The sequence below is a fragment of the Martinezella dioscoreae genome, from assembly GCF_009176305.1.
Taxonomy (GTDB): Bacteria; Pseudomonadota; Alphaproteobacteria; order Rhizobiales; family Rhizobiaceae; genus Rhizobium; species Rhizobium dioscoreae.
Window position 1 is genome coordinate 285,365 of the sequence record NZ_BLAJ01000002.1, and the last position, 20,547, is coordinate 305,911.

Sequence of the window (20,547 nt, forward strand, 5' to 3'; positions counted from 1 at the left end):
CTGTTAAGACGTTTCGATCGTCCTGGCATTGACCGTGATGGCGCGGCCGGCGAACCAACCGTTGATCGCGGCACCGAGGCCAAGCAGCAGGAATAGGACGGAGCTCCATGCGAAGCTTCCAGTCCAACCATGGATCATGCCGACCACCAGCGGACCGATCGCAGCAAGCAGGTAACCCACGAATTGCGCCATGCCGGAGAGATGCGCGGCAACATGCGCATCGGGCGATCGCAATACGATGACAGTCAGCGCCACCGCGATCAATCCGCCCTGCCCGATGCCCTGAAGCACGGCCCAGAACCAGACCGTCCAGAGCGGAGCAAAGAGCAGCCCCAGCAAGGCGACGACGGCAATTGTGCAGAGGATGACATTGATCGCGCGCTGATCTCTACCCTTGACGGCGATATGAGGCGCCACCAAGCAGGCGGCCGCCTGCACCATGACCGAGGCAGATACGATGACGCCAGCCGTCACGCCGTCGAGACCACGTTCACGCAGAATGGGCACCAGCCAACCAAAGACGCAATAGGCGAGCGCCGATTGCAGTCCCATGAAAAGCGTTACCTGCCAGGCGATGCGGTCGCTCCACAAACCGGTAACACGAAAGCCGGCGCGCCGCGCCTGGCTGCGCGCACCGATTACCTGCGGCAGCCAGAGAAGTCCGACGGCAAAGGCAGGCAAGGCCCAGACGGCCAGCGCGCCGCCAAGCGAACCGCCGAGAGCATGCTCGACGGGAAGCGTGAAGCCGGCCGCACTTGCAGCTCCCGCGCATAGCGCCATCGTATAGCAACCCGTCATAAGCGCCGCCTTATCGGGAAAATCGCGCTTGACCACGCCCGGCAACAGGACATTGCCGATAGCAATGCAGGCGCCGGCCAATGCGGTGCCCAAGAACAGCAGCGAAATCGAAGAAAAGCCTCGCAGCGCCGTGCCCAGCGCGAGCAGGAGAATGACACCGAGCAGGACGCGCTCGGTCCCCACGCGCTGCGCCAGCCTTGGCGCAAGCGGTGAAAACAGCCCCATGCAAATGACGGGCAAGGTCGTAAGGATACTGGTGCCGAAGGCGGAGAGGCCAAGACCGGTCCGTATCTCCGGCAAGAGCGCCGATGCGCTGGAAAAAACCGGCCGCAGATTGAAAGCGATGAGCACAAGGCTCGCACCCAGCAAAAACCTGCCGATCGGCGACTTGCCTCCATGCGGCAGCGGTGCGGGAACTTCATCAGCCTCGGCATCGATCAATTCGACGGAGGCGAGATTTTGCGAGGACATGGTCATGACATAAGCAACCGATCAAGTGTAGCGACGATGGGGGCCATGAAGCGGCGCACAGCTCTATCGGCCGCTTCGGGGCTGCCGGTTTCGATGGCGTCGACGATAGCGATATGCGCCTGCATATCCGGCTCGGGGATATCCTCGCCGAGCGTCGCCTCGATGGTCTCGGCAATCGATAGAGAGAAGAACTCGTAGATTTCGATCATCGCCCTGTTCTGCGAGGCCGCGACGACAGCCTTGTGGAAGGCAAGGTCACGCTCGATGAACGCCGCCTTGTCGCCGCCGGCATAGTTGCCGCGAGCAACCAGCAAGGCGCGCAATTGCGAAACGGCTTCAGGGGAATGACGTAAGGCTGCAAGCCTTGCTGCCTCGACCTCCAGCGCAAGCCGGGCCTCGAACTGGTCTCTCAATCCGGCGCGGCGGGCCATGTCCAGTGGCCGACCAACATCTGTGTTCGACCGGACATAGGTCCCGGACCCCTGCCGTGTCTCGAGATAGCCCTGAGATACCAGGACCCTCACCGCCTCACGAACCGTGCCGCGGCTGACGGACAGCATGGACGAGAGGGAGGCCTCGTTGGGCAGCTTTTCGCCAACGAGCCAGCGGCGGCTGGTAATCTCGCTGCGAATTGCCTCCACGGCCGTATCCGCAAGCGTCGTTTTGGTCAGAGCGCGCATGGTTGGATTTCATTAAGTCATCGGATGACTTTATCACTTAGTCAATCGATCGTCTTCAGTCAATCGTATTTTCAGCAAGGCGAACAATCGGTTGGCTACGGCGATGTGGCGGCGATGGCGAAACCGAAGGCGGGGATGCAAGTCATAGGCGGATCCGGGATCTGGCAGAGCACCCGAAATCATGGCGAAGGGCTTGCAGCAGATTTGACGCTGGCTGGAGCTTCTCGGAATGAAATAATGCCTGTCCTATGGCATGAAATCCCTATTTGATGGCGCCCGAACGAGCCATGGCCGCCAGGCCGATCGCCGCTACCAGAGAGAATGCCGCCGGGAGGTAGAAAACGTTCGGAAGCCCGAGATAGGCAACGCCGACACCTCCCACACCGCCGCCAAGGGCGCTGGCGAGCGCCGAGGAGCTCATGAAGATCGCCGAAGCCGTCGCGACTGCATTCGGGAGCAATCTTTGAGCAACGATCAGTCCGAGGACCATGTAGAGGCCCCAGACTCCGCCCATCAGAATCTGGCCGGCAAACATGCCCATGGCCGTTGGCCAGGCAGCAAAACAGAGGTTGGCCATGACGCCGCAAATCGCGGCGACACACATCATCCATAAGATGCCGATCCGTCGCGCCAGCACGACACTGAAGGGCATAAGGATGAGTTCGATGAATGGCTGCGTTCCTATCACCGAGCCTTGAATGGAGGGATCAAGCTTGAGCTGGTCCTGCATATAGAGCAGCAGGAATCCGTATTTGATCGGCTCGCCGGCATAGACGAGGACGTAGAGACCTGTAAAGGCCAGCAGCGGCAGCATCTCGGACCAGTCGACGTGACCAATGGCATCGGTCTTCTTGTCGGCTCGCTGCCCCGGACCAACAAGCGCATGTAGTGTTCCGAGCGGCAGGATCTGCGCGAAGAAACAGATCGCCGTTCCCCACAACATGGCGCGAAGCCCGATTTCGACAGCAAACCAGGCGCCAAGAAACGGCCCGATGACCCAGCCCGCGGTCAAAGCCATGCGGATGATGGCCACGACGCTGTCATTCGCACCGGCACCCTTAACTTTGAGATCGTCATGGATGGCGGTGAAGAGCTGCGAGGTGGCAGATCCGGAAAAACCCAGAATGACGGTGCCGATCACGAACGGCATCCATGGTTGCATCGAAAGGGCGATCCCCGCCCAACCAACAGCGCCGGCAACGGCACAAAGCCGAAAAAGACCAAGACGCCTTCCAGTTCTGTCGGAATAGCTGCCAACAAGATAGCCGGCAATCGGTGCGGTGAGACCGGTCAGATAATAGAGCCCCGCCACTGGCAAAGACGTCCCAAGTTCCTTGACGAGGAAAAGAACGATCTGCGGCAGCGAGGCGGATGTTGCAAGCCCGGAGAGAAACAGCGCAAGCGTCGCGCCGCGATACAGCGGCGAAACCCATACCTGCTGGATCGCCGTGGCCCTGCTGGAGGTCGTCGGGGATTGCGCGTCCATAGCCCCATCCGTCTTAACGGTTGTCGAAACGAGTTTGCCGGTTGATCGGCGGGACGCCCTGATCGATTGCAGCAAAAGCGAATTCTGCTGTCCGATGAACCTCACGCCTACGTCCGGGGTGTTGCATATCCTTCGATCAAAGCGGATCGGGAGGCAAATGGTTACATGGAGCTTGGACCCATCTCGCAGAGATTGTCCACACCATTCATCATATCAATTATAGTAACCGGACTCAGCCCGGCATTGCTCTCGAATAGGCTGCCAGAATGAAGCGCTCGGCCTGGAACAGATATTTCTCCAGCGCGTCGGCAGCACTCGCCGGCGCCCCCTCCTCCAGATGCGCAAGAATAGTCGCGTTTTGGCCGACATAGGGAGCATGCAGATATTCGGGATCGCGGATCAGCCCGAAGACAAGGCGCAGTTCAAGCGAGATCTGCGCATAGAAGGCTGAAAGCCGAGGACTATCAGCAAGCTCGACGATCGCGGCATGAAAGGCGATATCAGCGCTGCCGACCTCCAGCCATTCGCCACGATCACGATGCTGCACGGCAGCCTCGATGGCAGCACGCATCTTGTCGACGCTTGGATGGCGGTGATGCGCATTGGCAAGCGCCGAACACTCAATCAGGCGGCGAATATGGAAGATATCCATGATCGTGGAGATGCTCGGAGTGGACACGAAGACGCCGCGATTGGCTTCATGACGCAGCACGCCCTCTTTCGTCAGCAGCCGGAAGACTTCGCGCAGCGTGTTGCGCGAGACCTGTAGCTCCTCGCAAAGAGCTGCTTCGGACAGGTGGCTACCCGGCGATAGCATACCGCTGATCACGCGCTCACGAATGCGGGCAGCTGTCAATTCCGCCAGCGTCTGCCCCGCCTCAGCGACCGATGTCGGCTCGATGCTCGCAAGATTTGTCTGCTTCATTTGCTCTCCCGGCGCCTGCACTCAATCGTCTTCGATGTCCGGCCATATCAGGCGTTTGCTGAGAAGCGTACAGCGTTCTCATGCTTGTCTGCAGCAGTCGCACCACCCCAACGGCAAGTCCGCTGGACGATTTTATGCAGATTTGTCCCCATTTTTGATTGGCAACACGAAAATTGTTGAACAATATAGACCAGATTGTTGTTTGATGCTATCTCATGCCTAACAAATATAATGGGAACGCGGATACAGATGTTCATAAGACGCCTGTTTTGTAGAAAAACATCGCCAGCCTTTGCCAGGCCGCAACGGGTGTCCGCATGAGCATGCTACTATCCGGCTGTGGCGGCGATCCCGGTGAGCGCACCTGCATCATCGACGCAAAGTGTGACACGGCAATCGTCTCCGATGTCATGAACGACCTGCCCAATATCGAGGTAAGCGCATGACGGCTGCTACAGGCGACAACAAACCGCTTCTGTCTGTAGCGGATCTGACTGTGCGGTTCGGCGAAAACCGCGTCGTCGAAGGACTTTCCTTTTCGGTCGAGCCGGGGCGAACGCTCGCCGTCGTCGGCGAATCCGGCTCCGGCAAATCAGTGACCTCGCTTTCGGTCATGCGGCTTGCCGATATGATGGGCGCGCGCTTCGAGACTGGCAGCATCCTCTTCAACGGCAAGGATCTGCTGAAGCTTTCGCAGAAGGAGATGCGCGCAGTTCGCGGCAAGGAGATCGCCATGATCTTCCAGGAGCCCATGACCTCGCTCAACCCTGTCTTCACCGTCGGCGACCAGATCTGCGAGGTCCTTCTCCTTCACGAGAAGATCGGCAAGTCCGCCGCAATGGCGGAAGCGCAGCGCCTGCTGGAGATGGTGCGTCTGCCGGATGCGCAGGCACTGTTGAACCGCTATCCGCATCAGCTTTCCGGCGGCATGCGCCAGCGCGTGATGATCGCCATGGCGCTTGCCTGCCGCCCGAAGCTGCTGATCGCCGACGAGCCGACGACTGCCCTTGACGTGACGATCCAGGCGCAGATCCTCAACATCATGCGGGACCTGCAGAAGGATCTCGGCATGGGCATGATCTTCATCACCCATGACATGGGCGTGGTGGCCGAAATGGCCGACGATGTCGTAGTCATGTGGAAGGGCAAGAAGGTCGAGGAAGGCCCGGTTCGCGAGATATTCGCCAATCCCAGGCACCCTTATACGAAGGCGCTTCTCGCCGCAGTGCCGAAGCTTGGCAGCATGACCGGTCAGGATTTTCCAAAGCGCATGCCGCTGACTGTCCTCGACGGCGGCGAGCCGAAGATTGTCGGTGAGGAACGGGTCCAGAATACTGCCCGCTACGACCAGCAGCCGCTCCTGTCCGTGCGCGACCTCTTCGTGCGCTTCGATATCAAGAAGAATATATTCGGCCAGGTCACGCATCGCTGCAGTGCCGTCCAGAAGGTCGCTTTCGATATTCATCCCGGTGAAACCCTGGCCCTCGTCGGCGAGTCCGGCTCCGGCAAGTCGACGATCGGCCGCACCATCCAGCAATTGCAGAAAGCGCGTTCGGGCGAAATCACCTTCAACGGCAAGAGTTTTGCCGCCATGTCGGCGCTGGAGCGATTCCGCCTGCGGCGCGACGTGCAATATATTTTCCAGGATCCGTTCGCCTCGCTCGACCCGCGCAAGACGGTGGGTTTCTCGATTGCGGAGCCGATCAACACCCATGGCATCATATCCGGATCGAAGGAGGTTCGCCGCCGAGTGGACGAACTTCTTGAGCGCGTCGGACTGACGCCGGCTCATGCCGATCGCTATCCGCACGAGTTTTCCGGCGGGCAGCGCCAGCGCGTCTGTATTGCCCGTGCCCTGGCCTCCGATCCCAAGCTCATCATCGCCGACGAGGCGCTTTCCGCGCTCGACGTGTCGATCCAGGCGCAGATCATCAATCTCTTGATGGATCTCCAGGCGGAACGCGGGCTCGCCTATCTGTTCATCAGCCACGACATGGCCGTCGTGGAAAAGATCAGCCATCGCGTTGCCGTCCTCTATCTCGGCCAGATCATGGAGATCGGCAGCCGCCGCCAGGTCTTCGAAACACCGATGCATGCCTATACGCAACGCCTTCTCTCGGCCGTGCCGATCGCCGATCCAACGCAGGAGCGCAGAACCACCTTGCTGGAGGGCGAGATCCCCAATCCCGTCCGCCGCGTCGGCGACGAGCCGCCGATCCTGGTTCACGAGGAAATCACCTCAGGCCACTTCATCGCCAAGTGCGCCTGAACGACCACCAACCACTGCATCGATCTGAAGAGGAAACAGGTTCAATGAAAACAATAAAATGGGGATTGAAGACCGCTCTGACGGCACTTGTCATGTCAGGCGTCGCGATCAGCGCCGCTCCGGCCTTCGCGGCCGGCAAGCTGACGGTTTCGTCGTCGCAGGATCCCGGCAGCTGGGACCCGATCGACACGTTCCTCGTGGCATGGGCTGCCGTTTCGACCAACATTTTCGACGGCCTTACCTATCGTGGCCCCGATCTCAAGCTGGTACCGGGTCTTGCCGAATCCTGGGAAGAGCTGGATCAGGGCAAGCGTATCCGCTTCAAGCTCCGCCATAACGTGAAATTCCATGACGGCGAGCCCTTCAATGCCGAAGCGGTGAAGTTCACCTTCGACCGCCTGCTCGGCGAACAGGGCGCCAAGGGACCGCAGCGCTCGAACTACACGGCTATCGAAAGCGTTGATATCATCGACGACTACACGGTCGATATGAAGCTGAAAACGCCCGATCCGGTGCTTTTGACGAAGCTTGCCGGCTATGGCGCGATGATCGTGCCGCCGAAATATATCAAGGAAAAGGGGGAGGATTACTTCAACCTCAATCCGGTCGGCACCGGCGCCTTCAAATTCGTTTCCTATACGCCGAAGGTGAACATCAAGCTCGAAGCCAACCCGGATTATTGGGGCGGCGCACCGAAGCTCTCCGAACTGGAATATCGCTTCATCAGCGAGCCGGCGACCGCCGTTGCCGAGCTTCAGGCCGGCCGCGTCGATATCGTCATCCCGCCGACCATCCCGATCGGCATGCTGCCGGTCATTCAGGGTGACTCCAAGCTGGAAATCGCCAGCGTTCCCGGCCCGACGGTCGATGCACTGCGCTTCAACACCCGCGACGGCATCACGGCCGATCCGCGCGTGCGCAAGGCGATCATCATGGCAGTCGACCGCGACACGATTGTCAAGTCGATCCTTGCAGGCCAAGGCACCGAGATCGTCAGCTTCCAGAATTCGCTTTCCTTCGGCTACGATGCCGATCTGAAGCCGCTTCCCTATGATCCGGCAGGCGCCAAGAAGCTGCTCGCCGAAGCCGGTGTGAAGCCGGGCGCGGCATTGCAGATCGACATTCGCGGCAACGACGCGACCATGAACGAGGTGGCGCAGGTCGTGGCAAGCTATCTGCAGATGGTCGGCCTCACCGCCACCATCAAGCCGTATGAAACCAACGTTCTGCTGAACGACATCATCCCGCAGGGCAAGACCGGCGCGATGTTCCAGCAGAAGTGGGGTGGCTGGACCTTCGACTACGACAACACTGCCTATTCCATGTATCACTCCGGCGAAAAGTGGAACCCTTACGAAAAAGATGCCGCTCTGGACAAGCTCTTGGAATCGCAGCGCCCGCTCACCGATCGCGCCGAGCGCGAAAAGGTGCTGAAGGACATCGGCAAATACGTCGCTGATAAGGCGCTCGAACTGCCGCTCTACAACAGCAATGCGATCTACGGCGTCAGCAAGCGCGTCAAGGGCTTCGTGCCCGCTCCGGATACCCGCATCAAGCTGAACGAAGTCACCGTCGACTAATCATCAAGCATGACGCCGCCGGCACGGCCGGCGGCGTCATCCGAAAGCTCTCGGGGTAAGAACGTGGCCGGTTTTCTCATCAAGCGATTGCTGCAGGCGATTTTCGTCGTAATCGCCATCACCCTTCTCGTCTCATTCGCCATCCGCCTCACCGGCGACCCGGCCGTGATGATGTTTCAGGGCGGCGGCAGCATGACCGAAGACGACCTGGCCCGTATCCGCACAGCCCTTGGCACGGATCAACCTTTCCTCGTGCAGTATTTCACCTTCCTGAAGGGGCTGCTGACGCTCAATTTCGGCCGCAGCTTCACCGGCGGTACACCGGTCTCGCAACTGATCGCCAATGCTCTGCCCGCCACGCTGCTGCTCGCCTTCATCTCGATGGTGGTATCGATCGCGCTCTCCATCCCACTCGGCATCAAGGCGGCGACGGCACGCGGCAAGACGGCGGACCAGGTGATCCGCGTTCTCTCGCTCCTCGGCCTCTCCTTCCCGAACTTCTGGCTGGCGCTGATGATGGTGCTATTGTTTTCCATCACGCTCGGCTGGCTGCCGCCGAGTGGCATGGTCGGCATTTCGAGCTACGTCATGCCGGCCGTGACGATGGGCGTCATCCTGACGGCGACCAATGTGCGCCTGGTGCGGACCGCCATGCTGGAGACGCTGCAATCGCAATATATCATGGTCGCGCGCGCCAAGGGCCTTAGCGAAAGCAAGGTGCTCTACAAGCATGCGCTGCGCAATTGCGCGATACCGCTCATCACCTATTTCGGCATTCAGTTCGGCGGGCTGCTCGGCGGCATCGTCGTCATCGAGCGCGTCTTCAACTGGCCCGGCCTCGGCACGCTGGCATTCGACGCCGTCGGCGCCCGTGACTACCCGGTCTTGCAGGGCGTAATCACCGTGCTGGCGCTCTTCATCATCGGCGTCAATCTCCTCGTCGACATCGCCTATGGCCTCGTCGATCCCCGTATCCGCACGGAGTAACGCTGATGGCCGCCACAGTTTCTCACCGTTCGCGCTTCTACAGCTTCGAATTCATATTCGGTGTATTGCTCACGGCTGTCATTTGCCTTGCCGTGCTGCTCTCTGACGTGCTTTTTCCAGGCGGCGCGGAAAAGATCGATCTGATGGCAAGGCTTGCAAGGCCCTTCGCCAGCCTCGCCCATCCTTTTGGCACTGATCCCCTCGGCCGCGATGTGCTAGCCCGCGTTGTCGCAGGCGGCAAGATATCGCTGACCGTCGGCCTGACTTCGGTCCTTGGCGGCGTTGTGCTTGGCGTGCTTGTGGGGCTTGCCGCAGGCTACTATCGTGGCATCTGGGATATGCTGCTGATGCGCTTTGCCGACGTCCAGCTTGCCATGCCCTTCATCCTGCTGGCGATCACCTTCATCGCCATTGTCGGCGGCAGTCTCACCAACACGATCATCCTGCTGATCGTATCGCAATGGGTGCAATATGCGCGCCTCGTGCGCGGTTCCGTGCTCAGCCTACGCGAGCGGGAATTCATCCTCTCGGCACGCGCGATCGGCGTCAAAGACTGGCGCATCATCTTCCAGCACCTGCTGCCGAACCTCATCGGACCGGTGATCGTATTGATGACGCTGAACATCGCCACCAACATTCTCCTGGAAAGCAGCCTGACCTTCCTCGGACTGGGCGTCGACCCGACAATTCCGAGCTGGGGCGGCATGCTGGCCGATGGCCGCACCTATCTGCAGACGGCGTGGTGGGTGAGCCTTTTCCCGGGCGTCGCAATCCTTTTGACCGTGCTCGGTCTCAATCTCCTCGGCGATTGGCTGCGCGACAGCCTCGACCCAACAGGCAGAACGACAAGGTAGATATCATGACCGTGATTTTCGAGAGACGTTTTGAGCGCACGCTATCGCGCCTTGTTGCCGATGCGAAGCCTGGCCAGAACTTCGAGGCATGGACTTTCGATGATCGTCAGAGCCGCCAGCAGGCTGAGCGTACGCTCGCGGAAAAAGGCATAAAGGCTCGCATTCGCAGCGCCTACAAGCCGCTGGTCAATGCCTTCATCGAGGAAATCGACCTGCATGATGTGAATGCGATCGAGATCCGCTATCCAGTTCACCCTAACGCACCGGAAAACCGCTTCCGCCTGGAAGCCTATCCGCTGGCGGCGATGGTCGGAAATCGCAAGATCACCTTCGGTGCGCGAACCGACAGCGATTTTCACTATAACGTCCTGCTGAAGAGCAATGCCGGCCAGGAACGCCAATTGAAGGTGCTGGCGCCGAATCGCGTCCATATCGATGCCGCCGGCGAAACGAGCGTTTCTCCAACCGGCTGGCTCGTGCCGGACGGCAATGCGACGGGCAACCGGCTCGCCACCGATTATGAACAACTCTTCGAGGAGACCGTTGCCGCGGTCACACGCTTCGACTGGGGCGCAAGCGAACCCTATTTCGAGGAACTGAACATTCGCGTTGCCCTGCCGGCGCTGGACGAGGCCTTGCCTGTCGGCGACGAAGTCATGAGCCTTCGCGAGGCGCTGCATGAAGACTTCTATTTCTCGCTGCTCGAATTCTTCCAGAAGAAATCCGGCCGCCCCCTCGGCGACCGTGGCTTGAAGCCGGGGCAGATCGTTCCGCAAATCCTGCAGTCCTCTGGCCAGATTTCCGTCCAAGTGGAAACGCAACCACTGACGTCTCGCTATTCGGATGGCCCGGAACAGCAGATCGAGATGGCAACGGAACCACTTGCTGTGCAGCAGATCGAGGCCGAGCTTGACAAGATCGGAGGCGAAGCATTCGAGGCCGTCACACGCTCTGGCCGCACAGTTCGAGCGCGCTACATCAAGGGCAGCGACGCGGCCGTGATGATCAGCGGCGGGCAGCACGCCAACGAGACGACTGGCGGCGCGGGCGCGCTGCGGGCAGCGCGGCGGCTGGCAGGGGTCGAAGGCGCGCATTTCACCATCTCGCCGCTGGAAAATCCGGATGGCTACGCCCTTCATCAGCGTCTGCGCCAAGACAGCCCGCGCCACATGTATCATGCCGCCCGCTACACCGCGCTTGGCGACGATCTCGAATATCGGACCGAAGAGACTGCCGGCCCCTATCTCTTCGAAAAGAAAATCCGCTTCCAGGCGGAAAGGCTGAGCGGCGCGCGGCTGCACGTCAACCTGCATGGCTATCCGGCGCATGAATGGACGCGGCCGCTCTCCGGTTATGTCCCACGCAACTTCGCCATGTGGACGCTGCCGAAGGGCTTTTTCCTGATTGCCCGTTATCATTCCGGCTGGGCGGCTCAGGCAGAGCACCTTCTGGACAAGGTCACCAGGCACCTCGGCGCCATCCCGGGGCTGCTGGATTATAACGACCGCCAGATCGCACTCTATGAAATCCATGCCGGCGAAACCGGCTTCCGCATCATAAACGGCTTCCCGTGCCTCGCCAGTATCGACGACCGCCACACGGTGCCCATGACCTTGATCACCGAATATCCGGACGAGACCATTTACGGCGACGCATTCATCGCCGGCCATACCGCGCAGATGGAAACCGTGCTTTCGGCCTATCGCGCCTGGCAGGAGATCATGGCTTCAAGTTAGTCGGACGGGTTGATCGGATCATATCGAGAAGCGCGGTCATCGCACTGGACGTATAGGCGTCCTTCCGGCGCATGAAGAGCGTATCCACCAGCGACCGCTCCGGCGGGAGCTCGTGGATTGCAACCCTGCCCTCCCGGACAGCGGCAGCGACGACGCCTTTCGGAAGGAGAGTGATGCCGACGCCGGCCGACACACAGCTGACGATCGTATCGAGAGAGCCGAACTCCAGCGGCTTCGAGGTCACGATACCCATATCGGCAAGAAGCGACTCCAGCCGCTGCCGATAGGAACATCCGATCTGGAAGACGATGGTCTTGAGATCGACAATGCCGGCCAAATCTTCCATGCCGCGAATGGCGGGCGATGTCACGAGAACAAGCTCTTCCTGAAAGATCACCTCCTGATCGAGATCGGGATGGCTGACGGGACCTGCCACGAAGGCACCCTCGACCCGACATGAAACGACATCGTCGATCAGTCGGCGGGTCGTACCGGTCGCGACGACGAGGCGCACCTGTGGATAGGTCTTGGCGAATTGGCCGAGGAGCGGCGACAATCGCAGCGCCGTGGTCGTCTCCAGGCTGCCGAGGGAAAGCGTCCCGGCCGGCTCGCCATCATCCCTGGCGGCGGTGCGGGCATCGGCCAGAAGCTTGGTGATGCGGCCGACAAATGGCAGAATTCGCTGTCCGGCCGGCGTGGTCGACACGCCCCTGGCATGCCGCTGGAACAGGCTGACGCCCAGCTCTTCTTCCAATGCCCGGATCCGCGCTGTCACATTCGATTGAACGGTATGCAGCTCCTGTGCTGCCCGGTTCATGCTGCCGTGCCGCGATACTGCTTCGAATACCCTAAGATCGGATAGGTCCATCTTCCTCTTATCTCCAATAGAGATAACTGCTCTCATAATAATTCATTTTTTATGATATAATGCACGGCGTATTCTCTCAAGTACAGATAGTTGAGAGAGTTCCCATGACCGAAACCGCCACGCACGAAACCGACAGGAACCATCATGATGCTCATATGGCATGGCGTGCCATCCTGTCGGCATTCTGCGCTTGCCTGATCGGTATCGGCCTTGCCCGTTTCGCCTATACGCCACTCCTGCCCGCCATCGTCGATAACAATTGGTTCGAAGCCCCGGCGGCTGCCTATCTCGGTGCCGCAAATCTTTCCGGTTATCTGCTCGGCGCGTTGCTCGGGCGGACGATCGCAGCGCGTACTTCCACGGTCCTGACGCTCAGGATCATGATGCTTGCCGCAACGGCAGCCTTCTTCGCCTGCGCCTTTCCTATCAGCTTTCCATGGTTCTTTGCGTGGCGTTTTGCAGCCGGCCTTGCCGGCGGCGCCCTGATGGTTCTGGCAGCGCCGACCGTCCTGCCGCTGATCGCACCGTCTCGCCGAGGGCTTGCCAGCGGTATAATCTTCATGGGCATCGGCGCTGGCGTCGCACTATCGGGCACATTGGTGCCCCTGCTGCTGCGACAGGGCTTGCGTGAGACATGGCTCAGCCTCGGCGCCTTATCGCTGCTGCTTACGATTATCGCGTGGGTCGGATGGCCGCGCGAAATCGCTGCCCACACCGCCACAAGCCATCATGCCACGCATATCCCGAAACAGTGGACGCTGCGCGCGCTCTACATCGAATATGCTTTGAATGCCGCCGGCTGGGTTCCGCATATGATCTTCCTCGTGGATTTTGTTGCCCGCGGCTTGGGAGAGGGCTTGCAGATCGGCGCGGAATACTGGGTGCTGTTTGGCCTCGGCGCGACCATCGGCCCCATCCTCGCCGGCCATTTGGCCGATCGCACGGGTTTTGCCGCAGCGCTGCGGTTCGCCTTCCTTCTCGAGGCCATCGCAGTCGCCATTCCCACCTTTGGTCTCGGGCAGGCTTGGCTCATCGCCTCAAGCCTGATCGTCGGCGCCTTCGTAACCGGTACGGTTCCCCTGATACTCGGGAGGATCGCGGAATTGCTGCCGCACCATCCGGCGCAGCAGAAGGTCGCATGGAGCCTGGCAACCGTATTCTTTGCCCTGTTTCAGGCGGCCGCGGCTTATGGACTTTCCTTCATCTTCGCCCGAACCGGCGGAAACTACAGGGTCCTCTTCTTGATCGGAGCCGGCGCAATGGTTCTCGCTTTGGCGATCGACCTCACCATTGCGGTGTTGGTCCGCGCTCCTCAGGAGAATGCCCAAGGTCCCGACGCCTAACAATAGGAGAACATGACATGATAAAGCTTTTGACTGAAATTACCGGCAGCGAAAACATGATGGGGAATGGTGGTGCGCTCGATGCGCTCATCGGCTTCTATCGCGCCTTCAATGCCGGCGACCTGGACGCACTCGCCGCCAACTGGGCCGATGGCGACAAGCCAAGCATGGACAATCCGATCGGAGGCATCCGGCGTGGATGGCCGTCGATCCGTGAAGGCTATGCGAAGCTGTTTGGTGGAAAGGCGAGAGTCCAAGTCGCATTCCATGATTTTACCAGCCAGGGCGGCGATGACTGGCATCTATTCGTTGGCCGGGAGCGGGGAAGTTGCGTCACCGCCGACAGGAATATCGAGCTTCGCATCCGCACGACACGCTGGTTCACCCGGATCGACGGCGTCTGGCATCAGCTCCACCATCATGGCTCCATTGAGGAACCTGCCTTGCTTGCTGCCTATCAGGAAATCATCTTCGGCGCGCCATTGGAGCGACCGGCCTAGATGCTGTCACGAGATTTTGGCCCTCTGCGCGCTACCTTGCCCACATGGCGCCAAAGTTTCACGCGAGTTGGGATTCATGAGGCATTTTCTGCTGCTGTTCGCCAGCCTGTCCATTCTCTGCCTGGGGTCTTTTGCACCGCCGGCACAGGCCGAGGGTTTCGTTCGCGCCGATCATCAGCGGATCGTCGACGGCAAGGGCAATCCCCTCATCCTGCGCGGTCTCGGCCTCGGCGGCTGGATGGTGCAAGAGGGCTATATGATGGGGCTTTCCAATCTGAAGGCGCAGCACATCATTCGCCGCCGCATTTCCGAAGTCATCGGCGAGAAAAGGACCGAGCAATTCTATCGATCCTGGCGCGAGAATGCGGTAACGAAAGCCGATATCGACGCGATGGGCAAATGGGGCTTCAACAGCGTACGCCTGCCGATGCACTGGAAGCTGTTCATCAAGGACAAGCACGGCAAGAACACGTCCAAGAACATTGTCTGGAACGAGGAGGGCTTTCGGCGGATCGACCTTTTGATCCGCTGGCTGAAAGCCAATGACATGTACCTGATCCTCGATCTGCATGCGGCACCCGGCGGCCAGGGTCACGACATCGCCATTTCCGATCGCAATCCGAATAAGCCGTCGCTCTGGCACAGCGATGAGAACCAGGCAATGATGATCGCGCTGTGGAGCGAAATCGCGCGCCGCTACAAGGACGAGCCGACGATCGCGGGCTATGATCTGCTCAACGAGCCGAACTGGGGTTTTCAGGACAAGAAAGACAAGGGCGGCTGCCGCGAGACCGAAAACCGGCCGCTACGTGACATCTATCAGCGCACCATCCACGCCATCCGCGCGATCGATACCAACCATATGCTTATTATCGAGGGCAATTGCTGGGGCAACAATTATGCAGGCGTGCTGCCAATCGACGATCGCAATATGGCTCTTAGCTTCCACAAATACTGGACACCGACGACACAGGAATCGATAGAGCCTTTCCTGAAGCTTCGCGAGCAATATGACATGCCGCTCTGGAACGGCGAGTCCGGTGAGAACAATAATGATTGGTATGCCCGCGCCGTCGCATTGCAGGAAAGAAACGGCATTGGCTGGTCGTGGTGGCCATTGAAGAAGATAGGCGCCGGCAATCCGCTGGAGATCAAGACGAATGCAAATTATCGCCGGCTGATTGCCTATCTCCGCGGCGAGGGCAAGAAACCTTCCGCCAAAAGCGCCTTTGCCGGCTTGATGCAGCTTGCAACCGACAGCCGCTATGACAGGAATATCCATCATCAAGCCGTGGTCGACGCCTTGATGGAACCTTCGCGCAAATCAGGCAAGGCCGAATAGATCACGGTCGATCCATTGGCGCGAGATGCTCCATGCCTCCAGGAATCCACCTATCCCATTGCATGCCTGATGGTCTTCGAGAGGCGCAGCAGAAATGGAGGCCGGGACGAGGCCACGAGCTTCCACGAGAGGATGGTCTTTGCCATATCCCGAGGCAGGACACCGATCGAAAGAAACCATCCGGCCAGCATCAGGCGACGCTTTCGTGATGCATTCATCTTGAAACTAGCAACCGCGCCGGCCATAGCAAGAAAGAGCCTGGAATCATTCGCAACAGGATGTTGGTCCCTGTCGATACAAAGTGATGCCAGACGCTCCTCCAGATGGACGGGATCGCGCAGGCCGGCATCATCGGGGATGTCCAATCCGATTTCCGTTGCCTGATCCGACAGGGCCTCCAACCGGCGGAAATCATGCGCTATGCGCCAGCGCGCGCGCTGACCGAGCTTTTCGGCAAAGACGGAATGATTGGCGCCATGTATGCGATAGGCGCCGAGGCAATCTTCGATGGAGGTCACTTCGCCATGGAGCGGCGCAACCGTGGCAAGATATCCATCGGCGCCCTGGCGAAACTCCGGTTCCGGGACCGGCATGACCTTGTCCAGCACCGAACGCTTGAATGCCAGACCGCTGGTGACCGTCGTCTGATAGCGGCCTTTCCGCAGCAATTCCGGAGTGACATCGCCGGAATCGAAGGGCAATTCGACAGGCGGAAATACATCCTTTACATGCATCTGTTCATCAACGATATGCAGCCTGAACTGCACCTGGGCTGTCTTCTCTTCGAAGGCTTCAACAACCTCTGATACAGCATTCGGATAGAGATAATCATCCGCATCGAGAAACAGCACGATCTCGCCGTGGCTGGATGCGAAGCCGGTGTTGAATGCTGCAGCATGTCCACCGTTCACCTCACGCAGACATGTCTTTATTCGAGAGCCATAGGAGGCGATGACGTCAACCGTCGCATCTGTCGATGCATCATCGACTACAATGACCTCGGCATCGTCGTAATCCTGATCCAACGCGCTGTCGATACTGCGCCTCAGAAAATGCGCGTAGTTGTAGTTCGCAATGACGATGGAGACGGGAGTGCGGTCTTGGATGGAATACATCGCATTGAACCTCGCAGATCTGCTTTGGTCGCGGCGAACCTTCTCATTCAGGTCCTAATGAATGACGTCGATACTGGCTGGGATAGATCCTGACGCATAAGTGGTATTACGTGATATCCTATGCAGCCGATGCTTGGATCCTGTTGATCCGTCTTGCCTTTCCGAGCCTCACCAGTTTTATGGCTTTTGAATGACCGGCCGGCATGATGTGAATGCCGGCCACGCTATTCATTCGATAGATTCTTACTTCACTTGATAACGTCGAGCTGCGGTAGAGCGCGAAAGATTGGGCTTCAAGGCCTGCCGTGCATCTTCATAAGCCTTCTGCAAATCGACGTCTTCGAGAGCAGGGATCGTCGCAAGCTCGCCCCGATCAAAGCCAACCAGCGCTGCATCGACCATATCCTCGGTCGACATGACGATCTCCGATGGCAGGTGTTCAACGGGGACGCCGGCGACCGCCCAGAATTCCGTTGCAGTCGCGCCGGGCAGAACTGCCTGTACGCGAATATTCTTGTCCGCCAGCTCGTGCTTCAGGGACTGGCTGAAGGCAAGGACGAAGGCTTTCGTGCCGCCATAAACGCCATTCAGCAATTCCGGCGCGATTGCGACGATCGACGCGATATTGATAAGGGAGCCGCCACCACGCTGAACAAAGCCTGGCACCGCTGCATAGGTCAGCCGCATGAGCGCCGTGACATTCAGATCGATCATCTGCTGCATCTTGTCGACATCGGCCTCCAGCAAGGGTGCCGCCCCGCCAAAGCCGGCATTATTGACGAGAAGCGTGATCGCTTCATCCGTCTTCAGCACATGCTCGATACGCCGCAGCCCATTCGGCGAGCCGAGATCTGCGGCGATCACTTCGACCTTGCGCCCCGTCTCTGTACGCAGCCGATCCGCAATCGCCGAAAGCCGGTCTTCATTGCGCGCCACTAGAATAAGGTCGTAGCCCCGGTGGGCGAGCCGGTGCGCGTAGACGGCGCCAATGCCCGAAGAAGCGCCCGTTACCAATGCCTTGCCCGATGAATTTGTCATTGTTTCCATTCCTTGTCCTGCGGCGTCACTATCCCGCTGCGATAACAATACGCGCGAATGCCGATGACCCAAATGTCATATTCACCACGTTTTCAGACATTCAGAACGGTAAATAATGGCTCGAATCGTGGAAAATTGATGCCGTTTGCGACCGATAAATGCTATAAGCACCTTTTCCAGCCGTGAGCTTTGCCATGCATTCCATCGGATTTCTCGTCTTCCCCGGCTTTCAGGTCATGGGATTTACCGCAGTGACCGCCTTCGAGGTTGCAAATCTGGCGAGTGAGAGGGAGCTCTATCGTGTAACGCTGCTATCGGAAACAGGAGGGCCTGTACGCTCATCGGCGGGGTTCTGTGTCGAAACGGAGGCATTTGGCGACGCTGCCTTTGATTCTCTTTTCATAGGCGCGGCGACGGAAGTTTCATCGACATCTCCGGCGATCCTCGACTATATCCGTCGGGCAGCAAAATCCGCCCGGCGCGTCGCGGCTCCATGCACCGGCGCCTTTGCTCTGGCTGAAGCCGGCCTGCTCGATGGTCGCCGCGCAACGACACATTGGGTCTTTGCGCGAGAGCTGCGGGATCGCTTCCCCGCGCTGAAGGTCGATGAAGACAAAATCTTCATCATCGATGGGTCCATCTGGACATCGGCGGGCATGACCGCCACCATCGACCTCGCCCTTGCGATGATCGAGAAGGATCACGGCGAGGAGCTGGCACGAGCAGTGGCCCGAAAGCTCGTCGTCTATCACCGCCGCGCCGGCGGGCAATCGCAATTTTCCACGCTTCTCGAGCTGGAGCCGAAGTCCGACCGTGTTCAACGCGCGCTCGACTTTGCCGGACGAAATCTGCGCAAAATCGTATCGGTCGAGGAGCTGGCAGAGGCGGCAAGCCTCAGCCCGCGCCAGTTCAACCGCGTCTTCCGCAGCGAGACCGGCCAATCCCCCGCCAAGGCGATCGAGAACATGCGGGTGGAGGCTGCGAGACTGATGATCGAAGACGGTCGCCATTCGATGGACGAAATCGCCACCGAAGTCGGCTTTGCCGATCGCGAGCGCATGCGTCGCGCATTCCTGCGCGTGCTGGGCCAGCCGCCGCAGACGATCCGCCGCAACGTACGCGCTTTCGGGTAGATGTAGCCGGCGAAGGACGAAGTCGCGACCGCCATCAAGGCCCAAGCGAGAAGAGGTGAGATCGACCGAAAGAGGCGGCTTGTACCCGCTCCTTTCGGATTGCTGCATGGAATGGAATGAACCTTCTCCGAGCGGAGCGTCATTGCCCACTCGCCACGATCGCTCAGCTCAAGGAGAAGTCCTGCTCAACACATTTGCCCGTAGCGATCTTATGCCGCTGCCTCGAAGCATTCACTACAACGATTGCTGCATGGTCTGTCGGCCACATCACCGACCATCGGCAGGTTGATCCGATGCGCTAGGAGCTCCAATCAATATGTCAGCACCAATAGCCGCATAGTCCCTCATTGAGCGCGCGTCTCTCTTCCGGTTCAGTTTAACTCCTGGGGCCGGCAATGTCGAAGATACATCCGCCATGATGCTTGTTCGATGGCGCAACTACACACCCTCGATGACATCAGCATATCTCAGGCAAGAAAAAGCCCGCATGAAGCGGGCTTCTTAGTCTTATTCTGCCGCGCCTGCAGCTTTCGTCTTGCGCGTGCGCTTCGGCTTTGCTGCCTCGGCAGCAGCCGGTGCGGGAGCAGCAACCGAAGCAGCCTTTGTCCGGGTAGCTTTAGGTGCCGCAGCTTTTGGTGCTGCCTTGGTAGCAGCAGGCTTGGCGGCGGCCGACTTTACCGTTGCCGCGGGCTTGGCAGCCTTCGCCTTCGTCTTCGAAGCCGTTGCCTTGCCTCCAGTCTTTGCCGCGTTCAGGAGTGCGACGCGACGTTGGCGGTTCTGCTCGAGAGCCTGCTGGAAGCCGACATCATTCTCCGCATGAAAGGCCAGATCATCGAGAAACTCAGCCACGTCCTTGACCGTGTCGACAACGACGTAGCTCAATCCACGACCGGCATTGATGGAATCGCGGCCGACCGTCACGCCAAAGCCACCGGGAACACGCTGGAACCAAGTGGAGCGCCACTTCTTGAAGCCTGCAGCGTCTCGCTCGTATTCCTCCAGATATGCCTTCTGTTCCGCTACTCGAGCACGAAATGTATCGACAACATTGCGTGCGCCAGCCTTCGGCTTATCAGCCTTTTTTGAAGTCCATTTCTCAAGAAAGTTTGCCATTGATCCGATCTCTTCAGTTAGCGTTCTTTGTCAAGCCGCCGTTGCTTAGGAAGCGATGACGAAGCTCCTCCGCATGGATGCCCGCATATATGTAAAGGATAGATGTATAATGGCAACATAATACGTCATTATTGTCGACAATCTGGCCTTTGCAGCCGCCTTTGGAGAGCAAAGGCGCTTAATTTTCGCAAATTTTCCGACCCGATTGGCCATTTCCGGACATGATCTGAAAACTTCGGCAAGGCGTGCTGCCGTGCATCCTTGCTTGGAAATGCTCTATGGCGGCGCATAAACCTTGCGGGCGTGTCG

Annotated in this window: 18 protein-coding genes; 10 read left to right on the plus strand and 8 right to left on the minus strand. The window is 59.1% G+C overall.

Annotated elements, in window-relative coordinates:
- Window positions 1-3: 3 nt before the first annotated feature.
- The 4 genes from GDN47_RS07915 to GDN47_RS07930 all read right to left on the minus strand — a co-directional run bounded on the left by GDN47_RS07915 (window position 4) and on the right by GDN47_RS07930 (window position 4,360).
- The gene (locus tag GDN47_RS07915) at window positions 4-1,275 is read right to left on the minus strand and encodes a CynX/NimT family MFS transporter (protein WP_113329307.1); all 1,272 of its coding nucleotides are present in this window, start codon (window positions 1,273-1,275) and stop codon (window positions 4-6) included.
- Entirely contained in the window at window positions 1,272-1,949 is a 678-nt protein-coding gene (locus tag GDN47_RS07920; protein ID WP_112721871.1) for a FadR/GntR family transcriptional regulator, read from the minus strand. Before GDN47_RS07920 ends, GDN47_RS07915 begins: the two co-directional genes overlap by 4 nt.
- A 262-nt stretch (window positions 1,950-2,211) precedes the next feature.
- On the minus strand, window positions 2,212-3,435 hold the full coding sequence (locus tag GDN47_RS07925; protein ID WP_152092997.1) for an MFS transporter: 1,224 nt from the start codon (window positions 3,433-3,435) through the stop codon (window positions 2,212-2,214).
- A gap of 232 nt (window positions 3,436-3,667) precedes the next feature.
- A complete protein-coding gene (locus GDN47_RS07930) occupies window positions 3,668-4,360 on the minus strand; it encodes a GntR family transcriptional regulator (RefSeq protein WP_113329310.1) in 693 nt (230 codons plus the stop codon).
- Window positions 4,361-4,677: 317 nt separating this feature from the next.
- Between GDN47_RS07930 and GDN47_RS32575 the strand changes: the two genes are divergently transcribed.
- The 6 genes from GDN47_RS32575 to GDN47_RS07955 all read left to right on the plus strand — a co-directional run bounded on the left by GDN47_RS32575 (window position 4,678) and on the right by GDN47_RS07955 (window position 11,786).
- A complete protein-coding gene (locus tag GDN47_RS32575) occupies window positions 4,678-4,806 on the plus strand; it encodes a hypothetical protein (RefSeq protein WP_267904814.1) in 129 nt (42 codons plus the stop codon).
- The gene (locus GDN47_RS07935) at window positions 4,803-6,629 is read left to right on the plus strand and encodes an ABC transporter ATP-binding protein (protein ID WP_152092998.1); all 1,827 of its coding nucleotides are present in this window, start codon (window positions 4,803-4,805) and stop codon (window positions 6,627-6,629) included. Before GDN47_RS32575 ends, GDN47_RS07935 begins: the two co-directional genes overlap by 4 nt.
- A gap of 44 nt (window positions 6,630-6,673) precedes the next feature.
- Entirely contained in the window at window positions 6,674-8,209 is a 1,536-nt protein-coding gene (locus GDN47_RS07940; RefSeq protein WP_152092999.1) for an ABC transporter substrate-binding protein, read from the plus strand.
- Window positions 8,210-8,272: 63 nt separating this feature from the next.
- Window positions 8,273-9,196, plus strand: coding sequence for an ABC transporter permease (locus GDN47_RS07945; RefSeq protein ID WP_152093000.1), 924 nt, complete (start codon window positions 8,273-8,275; stop codon window positions 9,194-9,196).
- Between the two features lie 5 nt (window positions 9,197-9,201).
- A complete protein-coding gene (locus GDN47_RS07950; protein WP_113329314.1) occupies window positions 9,202-10,050 on the plus strand; it encodes an ABC transporter permease in 849 nt (282 codons plus the stop codon).
- 5 nt (window positions 10,051-10,055) lie between these two features.
- Window positions 10,056-11,786, plus strand: a complete 1,731-nt coding sequence (locus GDN47_RS07955; RefSeq protein ID WP_152093001.1) for a M14 family metallopeptidase — start codon at window positions 10,056-10,058, stop codon at window positions 11,784-11,786.
- Here the strand turns inward: GDN47_RS07955 and GDN47_RS07960 are convergent.
- Window positions 11,770-12,654 (minus strand): LysR family transcriptional regulator, encoded by an 885-nt coding sequence (locus GDN47_RS07960; protein WP_152093002.1) that lies wholly within the window; start codon window positions 12,652-12,654, stop codon window positions 11,770-11,772. The two genes, GDN47_RS07955 and GDN47_RS07960, sit on opposite strands and share 17 nt — an antisense overlap.
- A gap of 104 nt (window positions 12,655-12,758) precedes the next feature.
- On the opposite strand from GDN47_RS07960, the gene GDN47_RS07965 reads away from it, so the two are divergent.
- The 3 genes from GDN47_RS07965 (at window position 12,759) to GDN47_RS07975 (ending at window position 15,839) form a co-directional block, all read left to right on the plus strand.
- Window positions 12,759-13,997 (plus strand): YbfB/YjiJ family MFS transporter, encoded by a 1,239-nt coding sequence (locus GDN47_RS07965; protein ID WP_145319615.1) that lies wholly within the window; start codon window positions 12,759-12,761, stop codon window positions 13,995-13,997.
- A 17-nt stretch (window positions 13,998-14,014) separates the two neighbouring features.
- The gene (locus GDN47_RS07970) at window positions 14,015-14,497 is read left to right on the plus strand and encodes a YybH family protein (RefSeq protein ID WP_145319612.1); all 483 of its coding nucleotides are present in this window, start codon (window positions 14,015-14,017) and stop codon (window positions 14,495-14,497) included.
- Window positions 14,498-14,573: 76 nt separating this feature from the next.
- Window positions 14,574-15,839 carry a glycoside hydrolase family 5 protein gene (locus tag GDN47_RS07975; RefSeq protein WP_152093003.1) on the plus strand — a complete coding sequence of 422 codons (1,266 nt, stop codon included), beginning with the start codon at window positions 14,574-14,576 and terminating at the stop codon, window positions 15,837-15,839.
- A 50-nt stretch (window positions 15,840-15,889) separates the two neighbouring features.
- On the opposite strand, the gene GDN47_RS07980 is transcribed toward GDN47_RS07975, so the two are convergent.
- Together GDN47_RS07980 and GDN47_RS07985 are read right to left on the minus strand one after the other, a co-directional pair.
- Window positions 15,890-16,954, minus strand: a complete 1,065-nt coding sequence (locus GDN47_RS07980; protein ID WP_152093004.1) for a glycosyltransferase — start codon at window positions 16,952-16,954, stop codon at window positions 15,890-15,892.
- Between the two features lie 243 nt (window positions 16,955-17,197).
- Window positions 17,198-17,992 (minus strand): SDR family NAD(P)-dependent oxidoreductase, encoded by a 795-nt coding sequence (locus tag GDN47_RS07985; RefSeq protein ID WP_152093005.1) that lies wholly within the window; start codon window positions 17,990-17,992, stop codon window positions 17,198-17,200.
- 194 nt (window positions 17,993-18,186) lie between these two features.
- Between GDN47_RS07985 and GDN47_RS07990 the strand changes: the two genes are divergently transcribed.
- Window positions 18,187-19,125 carry a GlxA family transcriptional regulator gene (locus GDN47_RS07990; RefSeq protein ID WP_113329321.1) on the plus strand — a complete coding sequence of 313 codons (939 nt, stop codon included), beginning with the start codon at window positions 18,187-18,189 and terminating at the stop codon, window positions 19,123-19,125.
- 507 nt (window positions 19,126-19,632) lie between these two features.
- Here the strand turns inward: GDN47_RS07990 and GDN47_RS07995 are convergent.
- Window positions 19,633-20,238: a hypothetical protein gene (locus GDN47_RS07995; RefSeq protein WP_113329322.1), complete on the minus strand. Its 606-nt coding sequence runs from the start codon at window positions 20,236-20,238 to the stop codon at window positions 19,633-19,635.
- Between the last annotated feature and the right edge of the window lie 309 nt (window positions 20,239-20,547).